This window comes from Capilliphycus salinus ALCB114379 (genome assembly GCF_047276495.1).
Lineage (GTDB): Bacteria > Cyanobacteriota > Cyanobacteriia > Cyanobacteriales > Microcoleaceae > Capilliphycus > Capilliphycus salinus.
Map to the genome: position 1 here is coordinate 3792067 of NZ_CP178543.1, position 21431 is coordinate 3813497.

The window sequence follows — 21431 nt, forward strand, 5'->3', positions numbered from 1 at the left end:
AGAGGTTAACTTGTTAGCATTTAACCATCAACAGCATGAGCTTTTAGTTCTTCTAAAGAGACATATTCTAATGCGAGGGCGTGAGTTGATTCTAAGCGTACCGGTGGCGCCACTCCCGCATCTAAAGCTTCTTTCCAACGCAAAGCACACAAACACCAACAATCCCCAGGTTTCAAACCGGGAAAATTAAACATAGGATTGGGTGTCATCAAATCATTTCCTCGGGAGCGGGAAAACTCTAAAAATTCCGATGTCACTTGAGCGCAAACCACATGAGCGCCGACATCACCCGAACCGGTATTACACACGCCATCCCGATAAAATCCCGTCATCGGAGAGGTACAACAGACTTCTAGTTTATTCCCCAATACATTTGTTGCAGACATAACCTCGTTCTTGAAATTGAATTGCTTTTAGCAGTTTAACACTAATCAAAAATTTGTAGGGATGACAATTCATTTTCAAAAGGTAAGTTTTGCTTGTTCTAATATTTGATTTGTAGAAAAGCAAATTTTAAGGACTTACACATCGGGAAATTGTTGAGAATTCCGAACTGTATAAGTCCCGACATTTGATCTGTTTAAGTATAGGAAATTTAGGAACTGGGGGTGAGTTGAGGAAGGGATTCGCGCCAAGCTAAGTATTGGGGTGTTACCTCCGTTTCTAGCATAAAATCACCCTGTTGACCATAGGCTTCGACGAGCGCTTGATGAGCCTGTTGAGCGGTGGCTTTAAATTCCTCCATCGCTTGAGAATAAGCATTTTCGGTTTGTTTAACCGCCTCGGCTAATAATTCTAATCGTTTTAAAGCGGCGCTGGCTTCGAGTTTGCGTTGGTTAATTTCTGGTTCGAGTTTTTTGAGTTCCTCTTGTTTGAAAGCTAAAGTTTCCTTTGCTTTTATTAGGTTTTTGACCCGTTCTTTTTCAGCTTTGATAGACTGAAAATGCAGTTGCAAACGCTCCTCTAAAGGCATGAGTCGGTGCGGAGGTTGAAACACAGAAGGCGTCTCCAATTTAGAGATTGTATCCATTAATTGTTGGATATCAATTTGCAGTTGGGAGAACTGCTCCGCCATATTTAATCGTACAGTTTCAGATGTTGAATAAACATCAGAAAGGAGGGTTAATGAGGTTTGATTCAGGGGTTGAGACTGGACAGCCATAGTTAAAGTTTGTTCGTCTTTTGATCGGTTTTCAACGATGCCCCCTGACATTCAGGATAATTATTCTCAAAAATCTATTGATGTTTAAGGATAATGCACTCTCGGAAATATCCTGAATAATCTGGAGTGATTCCTGTTCAAAATTAAAACGTCCATAAACTTTGTTCCAGAACTAAAACCGCCACAATTCTGGAACAGAGAAAAGCTTTTGCGAAATATTTGTTATTTGTTTAACACTATAACAAACTATAACAATTATAAGATCATCTCTAATGAAAATCAAGGTTTTTCTCATAGATATGTTTGATTGACTTTTGGGGGTTGTGCTGTCGGTGTCAATCGAGAATTATACTTAGGGATATCTTCGCCTGAGTGGGTACTTCGGGAATGGGGAAAAGAGAATTTAATGCGATGGTTAGGGGGATTATACCCGGTGGAACCGGGACAAATTTGATTTGGCGATCGCCTATCCTGTCAGAGAAACTTACTCACAAGTTAACAATAAATAAAGTGGGCGTTGCTGAACACCCACTCTCTAATTTTCAATCAATATTGCTCTCTATCAGTAGAGGATTATGATTAGATAAAGATAATGTCAGACTGGGACAAGTCAGGGCCTAGTCCATCTACTAGCGGAAAGCGAGCAACATCAGTAGCAGGAAGTGGGCCAAAACCATCAGCATCGTACTGCAACAGACCGGAGTTGCGCTGATAAACCAGAACCCCCGTATTGATTTCTGCAACCACAATATTTTCAGTGTTGACATTAGTTCCAGGACTGGCTAAATAGACTTGAGAAGGCTCTAAATTGATCAATTCACTCGCGCTAGGACTATCAGGGGAGACAAAATTGAAACCCCCGTTTTCATCTGCGCGGCGAGTAAAAACAAGCTTGTCAACGCCAGTGGCGAAATCTCCAATCAAGTCCCCCAATGTACTACTGACTCCGTTACTATCAAAGACCTCTGCTTCCAATTGATAAAAGAAGGTATCGCTTCCTTCTCCACCAACTAAGGTGTCTCCAAAGACTACCTCATCTTGACCAGGATCGGAGTTGAAGCCACCTTGAAGGAAATCATTTCCAACACCTCCAAGAATGCTATCATCATCGTTATCTCCGCTTAAAGTATCGTTTCCTTCTAGACCAACTAAAGTGTCATTTCCACCCAAACCATTGAGGTTATCGCTGAGAGTTCTTCCGGAAAAAGATTGAGCATTGTCATTAGAAAAATTTTCTACTGTCACTCCAACCTGAGCGGTATCTATTCCACCCCGACCATCACTAATTGTGTATGTAAACTGACCGAATCCACGAGTACCGACCCGAATATATTGTATCAGGGTACCATCGGTAGTTACGTCGTTTGTACCGACACCGGTTATCGAAGTAATTGTTAACGGATCGCTATCAGGATCGCTATCATTTGCGAGAACATCAATGATGAAAGGATCTCTGTTATTCGTAACAAAAGTACCCTCATCAGTAGCTATCGGAGGACGGTTAATTTCCACCAGCGTTGTTGCAGTATTGCTGTTGAGTTCGCCATCATTCAAAACCAATTGAACGGTGCGATCGCTTAAATCGGGATCGGGATCTTCATTCTCATAAATAACCCGTCCCAAAATTGCCTCATACTGTGCTAAAGTTGCACTTCCGGTAATACTCAAAACCCCCGTAGAGGTATCATAATTTCGAGTCACACCGGAAGGTAATCCGCTCACAGATAGACTCTCATTTTCACCATCTAAAGGATTAACTAACGTCACTGTTGCTGACTCAATATTCGTATCATCCGGGTCAACAATACTGGTACTTCCAACGTTAACAACGGCTGTCCCCGTTCCACCCGTTGTAAAAATAGTAGCGAAGTTTGTACCCTCTGTAGTCGTGTCTACATCCAAGAAAGGCGGGTCATTAACCGCCACAACATTAATGTTTGAAGTCGCCGTATTGCTACTGAGTTCACCATCATTCAAAGACACTTCAATAGTGCGGGTTGTGGTGTTGGGATTTTGAGAGAGGTTGTTATAAACCACTTGACCGAGGGCGGTTTGATACTCCTCTAACGTTGCCGATCCGGTTAAATCTAAAATCCCGGTTTCACTGTTGTAATTAGCAGTAATTCCACCGGATAACGCGCCATCAACCAACAAAACATCATTCGTACCATCTACAATGTTCGTCAAAGTAACGGTCGCCGAATCAATATTAGTATCATCGGGATCGACAATACCAACATTTCCCGAATTAGCAATATTAACCCCGCCTCCATCTTCGGTAAAGGTATTGGTAAAGTCGGTATTGGTTGCGGTGGTATCGAGGTCAAGTTCCGGCGGATCATTAACCGGAATAATCTCAAGATTTGTAACCGCACTGCTACTACTCAAACCATCACTCACTGTTACCTCAATTAAACGAATTTCATCGCTTGGATTTTCCGAGGTATTTTGGTAAACAATTTGTTCAAGTGCTGTTTGATAATCTTCTAGCGGTGCGCTACCGGTCAGCGAAAGAATACCCGTAGACGTGTTCAAATTGGAAGTAATTTGAGCGGGTAAAGTTCCACTAATTGATAAACTTTCAGCATCTCCATCTAGCCGATTTGTAATCGCAAGAGTCGCCGATTCTAAATTGGGATTATTCAAATCAGAAATACTAACAGAATTGGCAAGATTAACCCCAGTATCCCCCTCGGTAAAACTGGCGTTAAAACCTGTTCCTTCTGCGGTTGTATCCAAGTCTAACTGCGGTGTAAAATTAACCCGTACCGTTGCAGTCGCGATCTCACTATTCTCAATTCCATCATTAACAACCACGTCAATAATACGGTCAGTTGTATCAGGAATTTCCGCAGTATTATTGTAGACAATTTGGCTAATTGCGCCCGCATAAGTGGCGAGAGGTGCCGTACCCGTTAACGTAATTTGTCCGGTTTCCGGATTAAAATTACCAACAGTAATTCCGCTCGGTAAAGCACCCGTAAAAGCGAGGGTTTCACTGTCATCTTGAGCGTTTGTGAGCGTCACCGTTGCCGAGACTAAATTCGTATTATCCTGGTCGGTAATCTCGACTTGATTTCCGATAGAAACCGCAGACTCTCCGACAGTAAATGTAGTGGTTAAATTGGTTCCCTCCGCTGTTCCATCAAGGTCTAAATCGGGCGGTTCATTATCCACCTCAACGTTAACAAAAACGGTTGCAGTTCCCGTTTGACCCGTGCTATCAACGGCTGTATAAGTAAACGAATCAACACCCGAAAAACCTTCAGGCGGCGTATAAATTAACGACTGACCATTAATTGTAACCGTTCCGCCATTTTCTGTGGGGTTCTCAACCCGATTAATCGTCAAAAGATCGAACAGTCCACCGGCTGCTGAATCATTATCCAACAGTTGAGTTGTACTGATAGTCAACGAATCATTTTGTGTTCCCGTTAAGGTATCATCGCTGACTTCTGGAGGGTTTGTATTCGGTGTTGGACTCGGTGCCGGAGGAGGTGTGGGCGCCGGAGAAGGGGCGGGCGTCGGACCCGGAGAAGGGGCGGGCGTCGGACCCGGAGAAGGGGCGGGCGTCGGACCTGGGTCTGGATCGGTTCCCGGATCGGGGTCAGTTCCCGGGTCTGGGTCTGGGTCTGGGTCAGTTCCCGGGTCTGGGTCTGGGTCTGGGTCTGGGTCTGGGTCAGTTCCTGGGTCTGGGTCTGGGTCTGGGTCTGGGTCTGGGTCTGGGTCTGGGTCAGTTCCCGGGTCTGGGTCAGTTCCTGGGTCTGGGTCTGGGTCAGTTCCCGGGTCTGGGTCGGTTCCCGGGTCTGGGTCTGGGTCGGGTGTGATGGGACTATTTGGGTTTTCAATCAACTCAGTATTGGTGAAGTTTTCAACACTAACATTTTGAAGAACCGCCAAAAATTCCCCGGTATTCTTATCAATCAGAACCGTATTACCATTCTGTCCTTCTATTGATAAATCTTCAAAAACAAGCCCACCGGTTAACCCAATTTGGTCAACACCCGGATTAAAATCGGTAATAATATCAGCCTGTTCGATGGTTTGACCGCCTGTGGTTCCGATGACAATACTGGCGCCGGACTCAGACTGAGTTAATACTAAACCGATAGAGAAAATATCGCTTCCTTCCCCACCGATGAGAACATCGGCACCGCGATCGCCAACTAACAGATCATTACCCAAATCCCCCGATAAAGTATCAGGACCTTTACCCCCATTTAAAATATCTTCGCCTTGACCGCCAAAAACCGCATCGGCGCCAATATCACCACTGAGAACATCATCACCCTGATTTCCGAGAACTTGATCGTTCCCCGATCCTCCAAAAGCGGTATCATTTCCGATATCGCCAAAAATAATATCATTACCCTCGCCACCGATCGCACTATCATCATCTTGACCGCCATAAAGCTGATCATCGCCAATACCGCCATCGAGGAGATCCGTCCCGGAGTTTCCAAACAAGATATCCTGATCATCACCCCCGAAAACAGAATCAACTCCCTCACCGCCAATAACGGTATCATTCCCCTTGTCGCCTAAAACAACATCATCGCCAAGACCGCCATTTAAACTATCATTACTCTGACCGCCATACATACTATCGGCGCCAACTCCCCCAAGCAGAGTATCGGAGTCTTTATCGCCAAATAGAGAGTCATCGCCTCCATCTCCCAAGATCAGATCATCATTTTGACCCCCTCGCAGACAGTCTATCCCTTCACCGCCTTGAATACCATCATTACCCTGATTTCCGTTAATAACATCATCACCCCCATTCCCGGCGAGAATATCATCTCCGGCTAAACCAAAAACGGTATCATCGCCTTCTAGTGCGGAAATATTGTCATTGAAATTACTCCCTAAAATGGAGTCGCCGTCTTCGGTTCCCACCCCGGCGCCTTGAATAGAAATAAATTCAGGTTCTTCGGGTTCGGGGTCAGGTGAGGGGGTGTCTTCGTCCTCGTCGTCCTCGTCGTCCTGATCGTCCTCGGAGTCTTCGTCCTCGGAGTCGTCGCTGTCGTCGGGTGAGGGGTCGGGTGTGGGTTCGGGTTCGGGTTCGGGTTCGGGTTCGGGTTCGGGTTCCGGTTCCGGTTCCGGTTCCGGTTCCGGTTCCGGTTCGGGGGGTTCAAAGTCATCGGGAGTAAACAAAAACGAACCCGCAGGCCCCGGTGTAACCTCTCCCGCATCGCCATCAACCGTTTCAAAACCGCCATCTTCTAGAGGGACTAAAATAATGACCGTCCCGGTTTCAACAGATACCGCTTCTAACCACGTTTCATTGGGAACAAAGACCAAGTTTCCGGCTTGTTCGACTAAGGTTCCAAACCCTAATCCTTCTGGACTAATACTCTGAACAATACCGGGTGTATCTGTCGGAACAAGAACAGCAATTTCACCCGTAGATATTAATCGGTTACTCGGTTGTACTCGTCGTGCAACTGGGGCAGAAGTTTCGGGAACACCAACACCTGTAGAGGTCATAATTTTAACTCCTTTTATAATAGTTTAAAAATCAAGGCAGGAGGCAATCTTGGGAAAGGGAAAAGGGGAAAGGGGAAGGGGAAAGGGGCAAGAGGAAGGGGAAAGGGGCAAGAGGAAGGGGAAAGGGGCAAGAGGAAGGGGAAAGGGGCAAGAGGCAGCTATGCTGAAGAATGGAGGATTAAAAAGGAAGGATTAAGGCATAAAATTCTGAAGTTTTTAAGTTTTAATTTTGCGTCCGTTTGATTGATTTTGAGATTTAATTGGGGCGAGTTTTTACAGTTGACAGTTGACAGTTGACAGCGAAAACTGTAACGGTTACAGGTGACGAGTAATTGCTGAAAATACGGATAATTGATTGCTGTAAAAACTGATAACTGCATAACTGATAATTGTAAACTTTAATCAACCCGCTTCTACACAATTATTATTGCTTAATCAAAGCGGATAGTCGGGAATTTGAAAGCGGGGTAATCAGCTAAAAAATTTGATAAAAACTCCCAACTGATTACCCAAATTAGCTAGATAATCGTGAAATCATCCGAACCTATAATCGTACTAATATTATCAGTAGACGGATCGATAGACGAGAAAATAGCCAAGTTAAAAGCGGGCAAACTATCATCGCTCAAGTCGGGGTCAAAAGCGAGAACATAGTTTCCGGGGAAACCGGGGAAACTCAAGTTATTTCGATAGACAATTAACGCCGAATTATCATTAGTACCGTTTTGATTTGCCAGTTGAGCATTTACCGCTTGAACATCATCAAAAGTATCTCGGAAAATAATCAACTGTCGGCCAGTAATATCATCCCCTTCCGAACCCAAACTGCTAACAATAATGCTTTGCAGCGGTGTAGACGTACCCACATTTGAAACCAAACCGGGGAAATTATTCGTTCCAGAAACAATCAAGAATTGATCGTTACCCGCCTGATCAAAGTCATTGATCACATCAACACCTTCAAAGGGATTAAGATAATAGAAAACATCATTTCCGTCATCTGAAATCAGAAGATCGCCCCCGGCACCGCCGGCGAGGGTATCATCTCCAATTCCCCCTCGGATGCTATCATTACCCCCATCTCCGAACATCAGATCGCTATCTTCCCGTCCAAAGATAACATCATCATTATCTCCGCCAAAAATAGAATCCTGACCCTGTTCCCCAATTAAGGAATCATTGCCCTTTTCTCCGAAGATGCTATCATTTCCGATACCGCCACTGATGGTATCATTACCGCCACTGAGGGAATTAATACCCGTATCCCCCAACAGCGTATCATCTCCTTGGGCGCCGGAAATCGAATCACTTCCCTGATCGCCTGCAACCACATCACTATTATCTTGACCCTCGAGAGTGTCGTCACCTTCTCCACCCCGCATAAAATCACGACCGGCACCCCCGAGGAGAAGATCGTTACCATCATCTCCCCGTATAGTATCTTCTCCGGCATTCCCATTAACGGTATCATCACCAATACCGCCAACGAGAGAATCACTTCCGAGTCCAGAAGACAGGCTATCATTCCCCTTTCCACCGTCGAGGGTGTTGGTTTCATCGCCCCCAATTAAGGTATCATTGCCATCATCGCCTTGCAGGGTATTTAAACCGGCGGCGCCATCTAGGAAATCATTCCCCGATCCGCCGACCAGAGAATCATTTCCCTCTTGACCCAACTGAGTATCATCGCCGGAACCGCCTTCAATCACGTCATTTCCTGTACCGCCATCGAGGGAGTCATTACTACCCAAACCTCGAATTACATCGCGGCCGCCGCCACCCAAAATGGTATCATCAACATCGGTACCGACGATCAATTCACCCAACTCGCCCCCCGTCGTTGCTTTTCCGGGGGCTGTATTTAACGTGCGGTCAACCAGAGTAATATTAAACACCTTCTGGGGTAAAGTGCCAATATTATCTGTTACCGCAAAGATGAATTGATCTCCTCCGGCTGGACCATCACCATCGTAACGAATTGAACCGCTATCAATATTTTCCTGAGTAAAGCGATCGCCGACTCGCAAGGCTTGAGTTTGGCTTCCGAGTTGCAGTAAATCACCCCGTTGAGTCCCTTGTGTGATGATGTACTCTACTTCACTGGGGGGATCGTCAGGATCGACGGCTAACAATATATCTCGGCTAATGGTTGTCGCTTGCGGATCGCTCAAGTCTACCACTAACAGTTGATTATTCGCCAGAACCGGAGGCTGGTTCACGGGCAGGGTGACTAATGCGGTATCGGTGTTATTGCGACTGTCTGTAATCGTATACCTAAAGGCATCAGTTCCCAAAAATCCCGCGCGAGGAACATAAGTAAAGGTACCGCCGCCTTGGTTGATCAGTTCTCCGCCTGTGGTTGGACTAAAAGCAGTAATTTGAATGATATCACCATCAGGATCGGTATCATTGGCGAGGACGTTAAAGGTGACGGCTTGATCTTGGTTTCTGCTGAAAGCGTCATCATTCGCCACCGGTGGGCGGTTAACTGGTGTGGGTGGCGTTGGGGGTGTGGGTGGTTCTGTCGGTGTGGGTGGCGTTGGGGGTGTGGGTGGTTCTGTCGGTGTGGGTGGTTCTGTTGGTGTGGGTGGTTCTGTTGGCGTGGGTGGTTCTGTCGGTGTGGGTGGTGTCGGTGTGGGTGTGGGCGGTGTGGGTGTGGGCGGTGTGGGTGTGGGTGTGGGCGGTGTGGGTGTGGGTGTGGGAGGTGTGGGTAAATTATCGAGGGAAACGGAAACAAAGTTATTTTCGCTTAAGCTTCCACTATCAACGCCAAGCAAGACGGCTAAAAATTCTCCTTCTTCGCCGAGACGAATAATAGTATCTCCGGCGTTTTCGCTGCTTTGGGAAATATCGAGATCGCCGAAATTCAACCCTCCGGCTAACCCAATAAAATCATCAGGTTGGAAGTCTTGAACAATATTCGATTCTTCAATACTTGAACCTCCGGTCCCTGCGGCGATCGCAAAGGTATCACTTCCAGAACCCCCTGTTAAGGTATCGGCGCCTATTCCGCCAAACAGAAAATCCGATCCGACTTCACCGGAAATTTGGTCGTTTCCTTCTCCGCCCAAACCCGTATCGGAACCAGTGCCGGCAAAAATGGTATCATTGCCGAGATCGCCGAGTAACGAGTCGGCGCCATCATTACCAAAAATCAGATCTTCGCCACTGCCGCCATAAACGCTATCATTGCCTTCATCGCCCCAAGCGACATCACTATCTTTATCTCCAAAGACCAGATCATCATCTAGACCTCCCCGCAAGGAATCATTAGACTGTCCGCCATACATGGAGTCTCGACCTTGACCGCCGAGTAGGGTATCTTCGCCTAAATTCCCAAATAAACCATCATCCCCTTCATCCCCAACCAGGCGATCGCTTTGTTTTCCACCATAAATTTCATCGTTGCCGGTTCCGCCTTCTAAGGTATCATTATCCTGGTTTCCAAACAGCGTATCATTCCCTTCGTTTCCTCTAACTTGGTCGTTTCCTGCCAAACCAAAAATAGAGTCATTCCCTTCTAAACCGTCAATCACATCTTCGCCCGACGAACCCGTGATGGTATCATCTTCGACAGTTCCTTTACCGATGCCTTCGATCAAAATCGGCAGGTCTTGAGGAATAACGTTAATGATCACTTCGGCTAAATCTGTTGCGGTACCATCGGTAACGGTATAACTAAAGCCATCGAGACCAAAAAATTCCCGGTTCGGTTCGTAGGTAAAGATACCCGCCCCGGCAAAGGAGAGGGTACCGTTTTGAGTTTGGGTGAAAGTCCCAATATTGAGGGTATCTCCATTAAGGTCTGTATCGTTGGTTAAGACGTTAAAGAAGACCGGATCACCTTGCTTGGTCTGAAATTGATCGTTTTCGGCGACAGGCGGTTCATTGGATCTGAGGGTATCATCGCCGCCCCCGCCACCGCCACCGCCATCGGTGGTATCATCGCCGCCACCGCCATTGCTGGTATCATCGCCATTACCGCCATCGGTGGTATCATTGCCACCGTCATCGCCGCCACCGTCATCGCCGCCACCGTTATCGTCATCATCCTCAGTCACAAACGGAGGAAGACCGACTAAGGAAACAAACCGGACGCCTGTGAGTCCTCCCGGTAGAGTTGTCCCGAAGATCTCCTCGACGTCGAGATCTTCTTCAAATTCTAAGCCTTCACTTTCGATGCGGTTTGGGAAATTGAAGGTTTGAAATACTGTTTGACCTCCGCTGGTAAATTCGGTTTCGGTAATTTCAACTAGAATGGGTAAATTTGTACGCGGATTAACAACAACAAGCCCATCCCGACTGATGAGATCGGCGGCAACGGTCTGGAACCCTACCCCTACACCGGTCATAGTTTAACCTCCTAACAATTGACCAACTTTTTAACGATTTTTTGCAATTTTATCCCGCTTATTTTTGATTTAAAATTATCAAAAATATTTGCGTTTTTGGCTGTATTTTGAGAAAAAATTACAACTTTAAACACAAGTTTTTTTCATCGCTCTCTCCGAAGCGGATCGGTTTTTTCGGGTTTTTACTGGGTTTTAACCTCAGCTATTCTTGATTATTTTTCGCGCAATCAACCGAATTTTATGAAAAAATTCTCAAGGAGATTGACAGTTTTTACGCCCTACAGATTGACTTGTAAACTTTAAAAAAATCCGTCTAATATCTAGAATAACCCCTAATAAAATTAGCGGTGTTTTAAAGTTATTAAGCATTTTTGTGTTAATCATTATGATTTGATCTACTCGTCTGATTGAACAAAAAATCGGCACGGCAGAGGATAAAACGAGTCCAAATAAAAACGGGGAGAGTCCATAATATAAAATTTTACTGCACTTTTTAGAAAAATCAATTTTCAGGTGCAGTCCGAATCAAAAAATAATTGACAATAGACAATCCTCAATTCTGACACGGTTTCTATTATTCCCCATTCAGTCTAAAAAGGCATCAACTCAATTGATTTCGTAGAAGCATGAACCAGAGGCAAAAGGGGGCCGAGTTGTTCCTGACCATTAACAGCCAGATCGCTGTGACAAAGGTACAAGCGATCGCTGACTCGACTCAATAAATCTAGCAGAATTCGATGCAAACGTTGTCGATCCTCATTCATCTGATCTTCGGGAGTCCAAGAATCTCCCGACCATTCTCGCAAAAACAAAGGCGCACCCCAGAGGGTACTGGCCCCCCCACTCAACCACAAGGGCGACCCGATATCCAGCCAAAAATGCCAGCGATGGGACTGACGGTTAGCCCGATACTGAAAAATCGTGGCCAAAGTAACCGCCTCGTGGGGAATAACGGCTTTGACGGGATAGGGGTTGGCGCTGACGACTCCCCGACGCAACAGTTCAATAAAGGAACGAATGGTTTGGCTAGAAGTATCTGTAGCGGTGTAGCGATCGAGTCTGGCGTGTACTTCCCAATAATGAAGGGCGGTTTCCATCAATTCCCGCAAAACCGCCAGTTGATCGGACGGTAGGGACTGGGTGGGGATAAAAAAGCGTTGAATGGCGCGATCGAGGAAAGAAACCGGACTGGGAATGAGACGCTGTTGGTATTGTTCCCGTTGTTGGTCGATCCACTGCAAAATTTGATTGTAGCTGGTGGTGGCTTGATATCCCAAGCGATCCCAACGGGGAAAGGCGCTGACTTCCAGCAGGGTTGGCTGTTGGGGATGGGGACGGAAACAATAATCGGCCAGCAAACCCGCCCGCACGGGGTCAATTCGAGACAGGGGGGGCGGCAACTCATCGGTGGGTTTAGCGGTGTTTTGCTGAGGCTTGAGACCGCTTAAAACCACCAACATCTCGGCGATCGCTTCTCGTTCAATTAACCGCCCCAAATCGGGATAAACCAGGCCTAACAGGGTCAATAACGCCCGGACCAGAGGGGAACTTAACAAAGGTCGCTGTTCCTGTAGGGACTCGACGGCGATGCCCTCGTGGCTTAAAATTTCCCGCAGGGTATAACGGGCGATCGCATCCAAACCCGGTCCGATGACGGCGATCTCTTGGGGTAAAACCTGCTGGCTGTTGACGGCTTTAATAATCTCTTGGGCGGTGTGTCGGAGTAAGTCCGCCCTCGACTGGGTTTGGATCGAGGGAACATCGGATAAGGTGTAGGACAGTTCGCTTAATCCAATATTACTCTCGATGACGCTGTTGACAATCGGTTCAAACAGTTGGGGGGCTAAACCCGAGGGTAAATCCAAAAATTCGATCTGACAACGCGATTGTAACTCAGCCAGGTCGTTCGGGTCGGCGCCCAAACCCAGGCGAATTTTTCCGGTGGGGTTAAAGGTAAATGCTCCCATTTTTCCGCTTTCTAAGAGAAACTCAAACAGGTGGCGCATGATGGCGGGATATTCGTCCACATCATCGGCGATCACCATCTGATAGCGGCGAGTCAGGTGTTGCTGGTAGGCGGGATGACTCAACAAATGCCAGTAAAGTTCTGTAACAATACCGTAGGTGAGAAATCCCCGGTCTAAACACCAATTTCGCCAACGCACCAACAATTGACCCATGCAGGAGTAAAGGGAATCCGATCCCTCTGACGAACCAAATCCCCGTGTTAGAATTGTGGGGATTTCTTCGAGAGATTGACCGCTCATCGCTGCTAGTTGCATCAGATCGAGGGTTTGACGCACGATCCGATCGGGACTAACTCCTGCTCGGGCCAGAAGTCCGGTTTCGAGTTCTTGACTCCAAAGATGGGTTGCAAGTTCCTGTTCGGTTTCGGGGCGTAGTCTCACCGGAAATTGAGCTTTGAGATCCAACGACCGCACCAATAACGGCCAAAACAGGGTAACTTCATCCTGTAGTAAACCCAACGGTGTGGTTGAGTCAAACGCGGGGATTCCGGGGTAGGTTTCCCAGATGCGATCGATCAGATCGAGTCGGTTGTCACTATTGGCGGCTAATACTAAGGCGTTTGCTCGTTGGGGCTGTTTCGGATCGGACCGCAGGTGAAGACTCCAATCCCAAAATTGCTCGATCAAGCGAGTGGTTTTACCACTGCGAGTTTTTCCTGTTATCCACACAGACATGGACAGCCACACTTCCAGAAGTAAATTTGTTAAGATACCCAACACATTAACACGTTCTCCCTCGGCTTAACATTCCCTGGCAGTATTATGAAAACTTCGACCTGGACTCAGATTCATAAAGCTCTGCGTCGTGCCAATAGCTGGTTTAAAGATACTCCCGAGCGGGCTTTAGATCAAGCCTATGACGCAGCTTTGAGAATTAAAGCCATTGAAGATGAACATTTCCAAGGTGGAAAAATTACCAAAGATTCGGGCCAATATAGCGATCGCGTTTTGTCTTATTTTGATTCGGAGTTAAAAAAATGTTTGAATATTATTCAAACTCGTTTGGTTGTTTTTAACACCAGCCGTTCAATTTTTGGCTGGTCGGAACCGTTGGATTCTCACGAAACGAATGGCTCGTTGCCTTCGGATTTGTCGATGGATGATTTAAAATTACCCCATCACGTTTCTATCATTTGCGACAAGCTGGATTTTATTGATCGCGTCACCCGTCGCTATTCTCCTCCGAATCCTCAACCGAAACTGGAGAAAAAACCCCTTCAACCGACTTCTTTCGTGGAAGTGAAAAATAATTCTAAATCGGTTTCGCTGGCGGGAAAAATGAATGAGGAAAATACTCCCGTTTTGGGCGAAAATCCCGATACGATGAAGTTTTCTAATGGGTCGGCGAGGGACAAAGAAAACCTTCCCGATGAACTAACAACGGGTTCGGAAATGAGTTTTTTACCCCGCTCTCTTTTGCGAACGGTGGGGCGGATTCGTCGGGAATTGAATCCCGAATCCGAAGAAGAAGTAATTAAAAATTATCGCAAATCTAAAGTTAAAACCATTATTTCGGTTCGGTTTATTTTATTGTTAATCTTGGTGCCGCTTTTAACTCAACAATTGGCTAAAAATTTTGTGGTCGGGCCGATTGTTGATGCTTTTGTTTCTCGCCAAGAAAATGCGCCCATTTTTCTGAATCTCGATTTCGAGGAAGAAGCTTATATGGAGTTGCACCATTTCAAGGAACGGTTAGAATTTGAAAATATGATCGGTTTAACGCCCCATCTCGAACCGGAAGAAATAGAAGAACGGGTGAAGGAAAAAGCGGTGGAAATTGCCGAGGAATACCGCACATTTGGCTCCAGCGCTATTAAAAATATCTTCGCGGATTTGTTCTCGGCTATTACCTTTGGAATTATTATCTATACCAATAAACGAGAGTTGGAAATTCTGAAGTCTTTTTTGGGGGATTTGGTTTATGGTTTGAGCGATAGTGCGAAAGCTTTTATTATTATTCTGTTAACCGATATGTTCGTGGGTTTCCACTCTCCGCACGGATGGGAAGTTATTCTCGAAAGTATTTCCCGACATTTTGGACTCCCAGAAAATCGGGATTTTAACTTTCTGTTTATTGCAACCTTTCCGGTTATTCTAGATGCGGTGTTTAAATATTGGATTTTCCGCTATCTCAACCGCAGTTCACCTTCTGCTGTTTCCACTTATAAAACAATGAATGAGTAAGCCATACAAAACAAACCCGGTTTCTCAAATGGAGTGGGGTGGGTTGATCTCAATCTCTCAGTAGTAGTCAAGATGTTGTAGAACCCACCCCTACAAAGCGGATGATTGATTAGTCGGACATGATATAACACCCGAAAAACCCGGTTTCTATCCTATTGATTTTCTTCTAGATTTTCTAGATTTTCTTCGGGTTGAGCGGGAGCAACTATCGCCTGATTATTAACAGAATCAACGCCTTTGATTTCTAATGCTAAAGGTTCGATGCGGTCTAACTGTTCTGGGGTGGGAACGGTTCCCGATACAATCACCAAACCTTCTTCGGCTTCAACGACTAATTCGCTGGCGGGTAAATTGGCTTCTAATTTACTGCGAACTTCGCTAGCAATATCATCGCTATCTCGGTTTTCAGCGGCGCCGTTATTAAAGGCATTATTGCGCTCTTCTCTGGCTCGAATATCGGAATTTAATTGATTTCTCCGAATTTCACTTTGAGCGTCTTCTTGAGCGTCTTGAACCGCTTGGGCTTCGGGAATTTCTGGGGCTTCTTCTACCGTATTTGGCGCATCTGCACTGGTTTGAGCATCATCAGCACAAGCGACCGCACCGAACAGCAAAAGACTACCCAGCAGAAAAGGAGTTAATTTTTTCATGGTTTTTTTCCGACCTGAAACGTGGAAAATAAAGGGTTAAAAGTTGAGAAAAGTTGCGAAAATTTTGGAGTGAAAAGGAGCAAGTCGTTTAATAATCTTGCCCCCGATTTTCAGTTGTTAGAACGAGAAGGTGATTTGAATCTGGTTTATAATCGATCATCGCGATGATCGACAATTTTCACTTTCGGATCGCGGCTGACAACCCGAGCGTGTTCGGCATCGGTTTCGAGTCGTTGTGCAGTATAATTGTTAGAACTGCTATAATTCACCGCAGTCGGATCGTAGATTCCAAACTCTTGAATTCCTTGACGGTTGAGAATAGATTGCACTTGGCGCAGATCGTTATCTGTACCTCTAACAATCACTAAATAATGACCTTGACCGACATGATCGTGATAGCGTTTGGCGCGATCTTCAAAAATTCCTAAACCGGCATAATTATCAACTCGGTTCATGCGGTTAATATCAGGAATTCGATTCATTTGATCGGAGTCGTGAGCGACCACAGAAACATGATTCATCGGAAACTCAGCATTTCTCAGTTCGGTGAGGGCATATTCGGCCTCTCGACGGGTCGAAAAGATACCGACTCCATGTTTATAATTGGGCAACTCGGAATCGCTTCTCGGCTCGCTAAAGGTGGTAAAATGTTCTTGGTGTCGATCGTGTTCTGGACGTTTAAATATAGCCCATTCTTGAATTCCTCGACGGCTTAATAGGGTTTCGGCTCGGCGGATTTCTTCGGGACTTCCTTCCACAATCACCAGATAATCTCCGCGATCATAGCGATCGTTGAAGAAACGATTGCGATCGCCAAGAAATCCTAAAAATCCGTTATCAAAGCGGTTGTGAACCTGAAAACGGTGACGGTTGGGATGGTGGTCATAGTCGCGCCCGACCAGATTGATTTGATGAAGGGGAAAACCCGCACGGATCAGTTCATCGAGGGCATCATCGGCATCGCGGCGGCGGGGAAATATACCGATCGCCCGATAGTCGTGACGCTCGGGGGTGACAACCGCTTCCGGGGTGCGTTCGCGATATTCGGAGTCTGGAATGTCAAAAACGTTCCAATCTTCAATTCCCCGACGGTCTAAGAGGCGGTGGGCGTTTCGGATTTCGTCGTCTGTCCCGTCGATAATCACCAGGTAATGCCCTTTTGAAACACGTTCGTTGTAGGTTCTGGCGTGTTCTTCGGGTATTCCCAAACCAATGAGCGATCCAATTAAACCGCCTGCGGCCGCACCAATTGCACCGCCTGCTAGTGTGGTGGCAACGGCTGTAGCGGTTGCACCGGCGAGCATGATTGGCCCAATTCCCGGAATGGCCAAGGCTCCCAGACCGACTAATAAACCCGTTAAGCCGCCCAAAGCACCGCCCGTGAGCGCTCCGGCTTTGGCACCGTCATCGGCTTTGTTTCCGTGATCGTGATCGTGAACTTCGGCTTGGCCGATGCGACCGGGTGTTTCCGAGTCCCGTGCAATCACGGAGACTCTATCCATCGCAAAGCCAGAGTCTCTGAGTTCGTGAAGTGCTTTTTCTGTATCTCTACGGTGGGGAAATGTACCCACTGCTCTTTTATTCGGTCTTAAAATCATTTGTTTTCCTCTCGAATGGGAATTTAATTTATTTAGAACGCCTTTTTAGGAGTTATTTATATAATGTATTGAAAGAAAACATTATCTACCTCTATCGAAGTAGACAAAAATTTATCGCATTGAATCTATCAAAAGACAGATTAAGTAAATTTTTATGACTTTTAAAACGTTTTATAATCAAATTAATTTTTAATTCTAAAAGTTATCTTTTTAGATCCCAAAAACCCGGTTTCTCACAGAAACCGGGTTTTTTAATCCCCATTCCCCTTGCCTCTTACCCCTTGCCTCTTACCCCTTGCCTATTGCCTGTTGCCTGTTGCCTGTTGCCTGTTGCCTGTTGCCTATTGCCTGTTGCCTATTGCCTATTGCCTATTGCCTATTCACTGCATTTGACGGGCATAACGGGGACGACAGGGGGTTCCCATACAAACTTGACCGGGGGGCATATCGCTAAACACGCTACTCCGGGCGGCGATAACGGCGTTGGCACCAATAACCACGCCGGGGCCAACAAAACAGTCTGCGGCAACCCAGGCGCCATCTTCTACGGTGATGGGGGCGGTTTTTAGTCCAAAAGCGGGGTCGGTAATATCGTGACTTCCGGTACAAAGATAACTTTTTTGGGAAATAACACAGTGTTGACCGATATTAATTTGATCTAAACTATAGAAAACAACATCATCGCCAATCCAACTATAATTATCAATTTTAACTTTCCAGGGATAGGTAAAACGGGCGGTTGGACGGATAACAACCCCCTCTCCGATTTTAGCACCAAATTGCCTTAAAATCCAGCAGCGAATTCCGCTAAAAGAATGCAAAGTTAGGGGGAATGTAACGGCTTGGACTAACCACCAAAATAAAATAAACCAACCGGGTTTTCCCCGATCAAAATTCGATTGGTCGTACTGACGCAAATCAACCCAGGATTTTGTTTGTTGACTCTCTATCATAATCAAAAATTGGGTGCAGAGACGTTATGAAGAACGCCTCTACAAGTAACTATTTCTGAACAGCTTGGGGAACTGAGGGGACTTGGTTGGTGGTGGTGTTTTCAGCCTGGGGTTTGCTGACGTTTAAATGACCGCCAAATTTCCGCAATTCATACAATTTTACACCAATTTGATATTCATATTGACTGAGCAAACGCCCGTAAATATAACCCGCCCGACCGTCTAAAAAACCGAGTCTGAGGATATAAAACAGCACAAATCGTAAAAAGGGTTTAAAGGGAAGTCTGACCCATACTTTTTTCAAGAATCGTTTGCGTTGAACCGCATCTCCAAACAAGTTGGCGCCGATGGTATCGCTTTCGTCTTGTCCGGTCAAAATGTTATAATAAACGCGAGCTTCCCAGTTAGAATAACGGTTGTGTCGGGCTATCCAGTGGAACATATCTCGGAAGTCTTCATGGAGCATATCATTTTTGAGATAGCCAACTTTTTCGGGGCCTGACATGACAACGTGTTCGTGAACTTCGTTATCTCCGGTATTGCGAACGCCTTCGGTTTTTAGGTTTTCGTAGCGACCCTGTTTGTGTTTAAATAAACGCAGATTCCAATCGGGATATTTGCCCCCGTGACGAATCCAAGCGCCCAAAAAGAAAACCCGTCGATTGAGATAATAACCACAATATTCGGGATTTTTAATTACCTCTGCAATTTCATCCCAAAGTTCGGGGGTAATGCGTTCGTCACAGTCTACAATTAACACCCAATCATTGCGAAAGGGCAAATTTTCTAGCGACCAATTTTTCTTTTTCGGCCAGTTTCCGTTAAAATGAAATTGTACAACTTTGGCGCCGTGACTTTCTGAAATCTCGACCGTGCGATCTTCACTTTGAGAGTCTACCACAAAGATTTCGTCGGCTCGGGCAACACTGGCCAAACAAACGGGTAAGTTTTCTTCTTCGTTTTTTGCAGGAATCAAAACGGAAACCGGAATCTTAGATGCAGTTGAGGTCATAGCGAGAAGTTTCCAGTAGTGTAGTTTTACAAGAAATTAGATGCGCGTCCAAAGTGTTACAAACGTTTGGATCTAGAGAACAAATTAGGATACATCAAGAGAATATAAGATTGAACCTTTCCCCTCTTCACTCTAACCTTTCCCTACTTGCCTTGCCCAACCATCAACCTCGGCGATCTTTGTCTGTTTATCGGCTACAACCCTGATTAGCCCTTTTGTTGATTTTTTTAATGGTCTTGGGATTTTGAGGTGATTATTCCAGCAATGGCAGCCCCTAAATAACCAATCTGACCGTAAGCATACACGAAATTATCAAACCGTTGTGCAGGATCGCTTAAATTCTTAACGGATTTGTACAATCCTCTCACAATTCGTTCCCCTCCCCGGCCTAACTGACCCCAACCGGCTTGACCGGCGAGTTGTTCGCGATAACATTCGCTAATTCCCTGCCACCAGCCCCTTTCCATGAACCAACTGCGGTTGACTCTTTCGGGGGCGACGTTGTGGGCTACCAACGCTTCGGGGAGATAGGCGACTTTCCAGCCTTGTTTTAAGGCGAGTTCCGTCATGTGAAGTTCTTCGTTAGACAGTAGCCGTTTCCCGACCCGGCCTAAGTTGGGGTCAAACCCGCCAATTTGGTCTAAAAATGCCCGACGCAGGGAGTAATTTAAGCCTCTGGGGGTTAAACCGGGGTTGGTGATGTAGACCACCTCGTTTCCCAAGTCGTAGGCCCCCAAATTGCCCGCTAACCCCTCCGATAGCCATTGGGGGGGTTGAATGTCTTCCGGCCACAATAAGGTGACTTTTCCGCCCGCGATCGCCAATTTCTGATCTTGCTGATAGGCTTGATATAAGATCCGTAACCATTGCGGGCTGGCTACGGCGTCATCATCGAGATAGGCGAGTATTGGGCTTTTCGCTTCGGCGGCGCCTCGGTTACGGGCGACGGATAACCCCGTTACTTCTTCGTAAACGTAGGTTAATTTGGGGTGAGGTTGCCTCGCTTCGGTGACTTCCCGAGTGCGATCGCTAGAGGCGTTATCGACTACAATTATTTCATAGTCTTCAAAATCCTGTTGGAGTAAACTATCGATTGCCGCCCCCAAATAGCGATCGCGATTGTGAGTGCAAATAATGGCTGAAATCTGAGGATCTGTCATCGCTTAAGACTCCCAAGCGTAGCCTATTTTTATTCTAAGCGATTATGGATCATTTTCGGGAGTTTTTTGTGTTTCCTCTGTTTCTTCTATTTTGTCGATAGGGATTTGAATTTCGCTTCGTTTGAAGGTTTCGGGAACAAAAGGGGAGTCATAAAAAAACCGTCTGGGTTGTCCAACTACGGCATATTGGGGGTTTTCTCCCAACCAATTGTATAGTTTTTTGATATTTTCTTGATAACTGCTGTAGTCGTAACTTCCCCGCAGTCCCAAACTGACGACGGTCATCGGGGGAATATCTTCGACTTCGATATTTTCTGCTATTTCTTTGGGATAAATATCGGTATCTCGATAGAGGAAGGAAACCCAAGCTTCGCCGTTTGTATCAGTATTATCGGGGTCTAGAGTAGATGTGGGATAACGGGTTTCTACAGGAGAAGTCATGGAAATCTCGTTATCGCTGATATGGCGAAAAAGCGGATTAAAAGCCCGAAAAGTTGCCATCGATAAATCGCCCGTATACCGAACCGTTGCCGCCCGATAAGCCGGATAACGTTTCACTTCGATTTTACCTTCTTCGGTGGGGGCGGGAAAGCCTTTGGGTAATGGTGCGGCTACGGCGCTATTGTAAGCATACAATGCGATCGCGCCAATTGCTACAATTCCGAGAGGTAAGAGTAGTTTTTCGAGTTTAACGGGAAACATGGGTCTATTTCTGTAAAAACAAAAAAATTCAGTTCTCAACGATTGAACTTTTTTTAGGATATCACAGTCAACAGTTACCAGTTTTGTAGGGGCGGGTTCACCCAGATTTCTATTTTCTCAGAAATCACCTCACTAAACCCGCCC

At 46.0% G+C, this 21431-nt stretch carries 12 protein-coding genes; 1 reads left to right on the forward strand and 11 read right to left on the reverse strand.

Features of this window, described 5'->3' with window-relative positions; genetic code table 11:
• Nucleotides 1-20: 20 nt before the first annotated feature.
• The 5 genes from ACL6C3_RS15760 to ACL6C3_RS15780 all read right to left on the reverse strand — a co-directional run bounded on the left by ACL6C3_RS15760 (nucleotide 21) and on the right by ACL6C3_RS15780 (nucleotide 13703).
• Nucleotides 21-386, reverse strand: coding sequence for a DUF2237 family protein (locus ACL6C3_RS15760; RefSeq protein ID WP_413168176.1), 366 nt, complete (start codon nucleotides 384-386; stop codon nucleotides 21-23).
• A gap of 209 nt (nucleotides 387-595) precedes the next feature.
• A complete protein-coding gene (locus ACL6C3_RS15765; RefSeq protein ID WP_413168177.1) occupies nucleotides 596-1162 on the reverse strand; it encodes a hypothetical protein in 567 nt (188 codons plus the stop codon).
• A gap of 579 nt (nucleotides 1163-1741) precedes the next feature.
• The gene (locus ACL6C3_RS15770) at nucleotides 1742-6649 is read right to left on the reverse strand and encodes an Ig-like domain-containing protein (RefSeq protein ID WP_413168179.1); all 4908 of its coding nucleotides are present in this window, start codon (nucleotides 6647-6649) and stop codon (nucleotides 1742-1744) included.
• A gap of 518 nt (nucleotides 6650-7167) precedes the next feature.
• Nucleotides 7168-11001 carry an Ig-like domain-containing protein gene (locus ACL6C3_RS15775; protein ID WP_413168180.1) on the reverse strand — a complete coding sequence of 1278 codons (3834 nt, stop codon included), beginning with the start codon at nucleotides 10999-11001 and terminating at the stop codon, nucleotides 7168-7170.
• A gap of 590 nt (nucleotides 11002-11591) precedes the next feature.
• Nucleotides 11592-13703, reverse strand: coding sequence for a recombinase family protein (locus tag ACL6C3_RS15780; RefSeq protein ID WP_413168181.1), 2112 nt, complete (start codon nucleotides 13701-13703; stop codon nucleotides 11592-11594).
• Between the two features lie 87 nt (nucleotides 13704-13790).
• Here ACL6C3_RS15780 and ACL6C3_RS15785 point away from each other — a divergent pair, with 87 nt between their 5' ends.
• On the forward strand, nucleotides 13791-15212 hold the full coding sequence (locus ACL6C3_RS15785) for a proton extrusion protein PcxA (RefSeq protein WP_413168182.1): 1422 nt from the start codon (nucleotides 13791-13793) through the stop codon (nucleotides 15210-15212).
• Nucleotides 15213-15364: 152 nt separating this feature from the next.
• Here the strand turns inward: ACL6C3_RS15785 and ACL6C3_RS15790 are convergent, their stop codons facing one another.
• From ACL6C3_RS15790 to ACL6C3_RS15815, 6 genes are all read right to left on the reverse strand, one after another.
• Nucleotides 15365-15862: a BON domain-containing protein gene (locus ACL6C3_RS15790; protein ID WP_413168183.1), complete on the reverse strand. Its 498-nt coding sequence runs from the start codon at nucleotides 15860-15862 to the stop codon at nucleotides 15365-15367.
• 146 nt (nucleotides 15863-16008) lie between these two features.
• Complete coding sequence (locus ACL6C3_RS15795) at nucleotides 16009-17460, reverse strand: general stress protein (RefSeq protein WP_413168184.1); 1452 nt, start codon at nucleotides 17458-17460, stop codon at nucleotides 16009-16011.
• A 380-nt stretch (nucleotides 17461-17840) separates the two neighbouring features.
• Nucleotides 17841-18413 carry a hormogonium polysaccharide biosynthesis acetyltransferase HpsU gene (hpsU, locus tag ACL6C3_RS15800; protein WP_413168185.1) on the reverse strand — a complete coding sequence of 191 codons (573 nt, stop codon included), beginning with the start codon at nucleotides 18411-18413 and terminating at the stop codon, nucleotides 17841-17843.
• A gap of 49 nt (nucleotides 18414-18462) precedes the next feature.
• Nucleotides 18463-19425, reverse strand: coding sequence for a glycosyltransferase family 2 protein (locus tag ACL6C3_RS15805; protein ID WP_413168187.1), 963 nt, complete (start codon nucleotides 19423-19425; stop codon nucleotides 18463-18465).
• Between the two features lie 227 nt (nucleotides 19426-19652).
• Nucleotides 19653-20585, reverse strand: a complete 933-nt coding sequence (locus ACL6C3_RS15810) for a glycosyltransferase (RefSeq protein WP_413168188.1) — start codon at nucleotides 20583-20585, stop codon at nucleotides 19653-19655.
• A gap of 42 nt (nucleotides 20586-20627) precedes the next feature.
• Complete coding sequence (locus ACL6C3_RS15815) at nucleotides 20628-21287, reverse strand: heme-binding protein (RefSeq protein WP_413168189.1); 660 nt, start codon at nucleotides 21285-21287, stop codon at nucleotides 20628-20630.
• Nucleotides 21288-21431 lie beyond the last annotated feature (144 nt).

Coding starts and splice junctions, on each gene's coding strand:
- ACL6C3_RS15815 (WP_413168189.1), bottom strand. CDS start 21,287: ATGTTTCCCGTTAAACTCGAAAAACTACTCTTACCTCTCGGAATTGTA.
- ACL6C3_RS15780 (WP_413168181.1), bottom strand. CDS start 13,703: ATGTCTGTGTGGATAACAGGAAAAACTCGCAGTGGTAAAACCACTCGC.
- ACL6C3_RS15775 (WP_413168180.1), bottom strand. CDS start 11,001: ATGACCGGTGTAGGGGTAGGGTTCCAGACCGTTGCCGCCGATCTCATC.
- ACL6C3_RS15805 (WP_413168187.1), bottom strand. CDS start 19,425: ATGACCTCAACTGCATCTAAGATTCCGGTTTCCGTTTTGATTCCTGCA.
- ACL6C3_RS15785 (WP_413168182.1), top strand. CDS start 13,791: ATGAAAACTTCGACCTGGACTCAGATTCATAAAGCTCTGCGTCGTGCC.
- ACL6C3_RS15810 (WP_413168188.1), bottom strand. CDS start 20,585: ATGACAGATCCTCAGATTTCAGCCATTATTTGCACTCACAATCGCGAT.
- ACL6C3_RS15795 (WP_413168184.1), bottom strand. CDS start 17,460: ATGATTTTAAGACCGAATAAAAGAGCAGTGGGTACATTTCCCCACCGT.
- hpsU (WP_413168185.1), bottom strand. CDS start 18,413: ATGATAGAGAGTCAACAAACAAAATCCTGGGTTGATTTGCGTCAGTAC.
- ACL6C3_RS15765 (WP_413168177.1), bottom strand. CDS start 1,162: ATGGCTGTCCAGTCTCAACCCCTGAATCAAACCTCATTAACCCTCCTT.
- ACL6C3_RS15770 (WP_413168179.1), bottom strand. CDS start 6,649: ATGACCTCTACAGGTGTTGGTGTTCCCGAAACTTCTGCCCCAGTTGCA.
- ACL6C3_RS15760 (WP_413168176.1), bottom strand. CDS start 386: ATGTCTGCAACAAATGTATTGGGGAATAAACTAGAAGTCTGTTGTACC.
- ACL6C3_RS15790 (WP_413168183.1), bottom strand. CDS start 15,862: ATGAAAAAATTAACTCCTTTTCTGCTGGGTAGTCTTTTGCTGTTCGGT.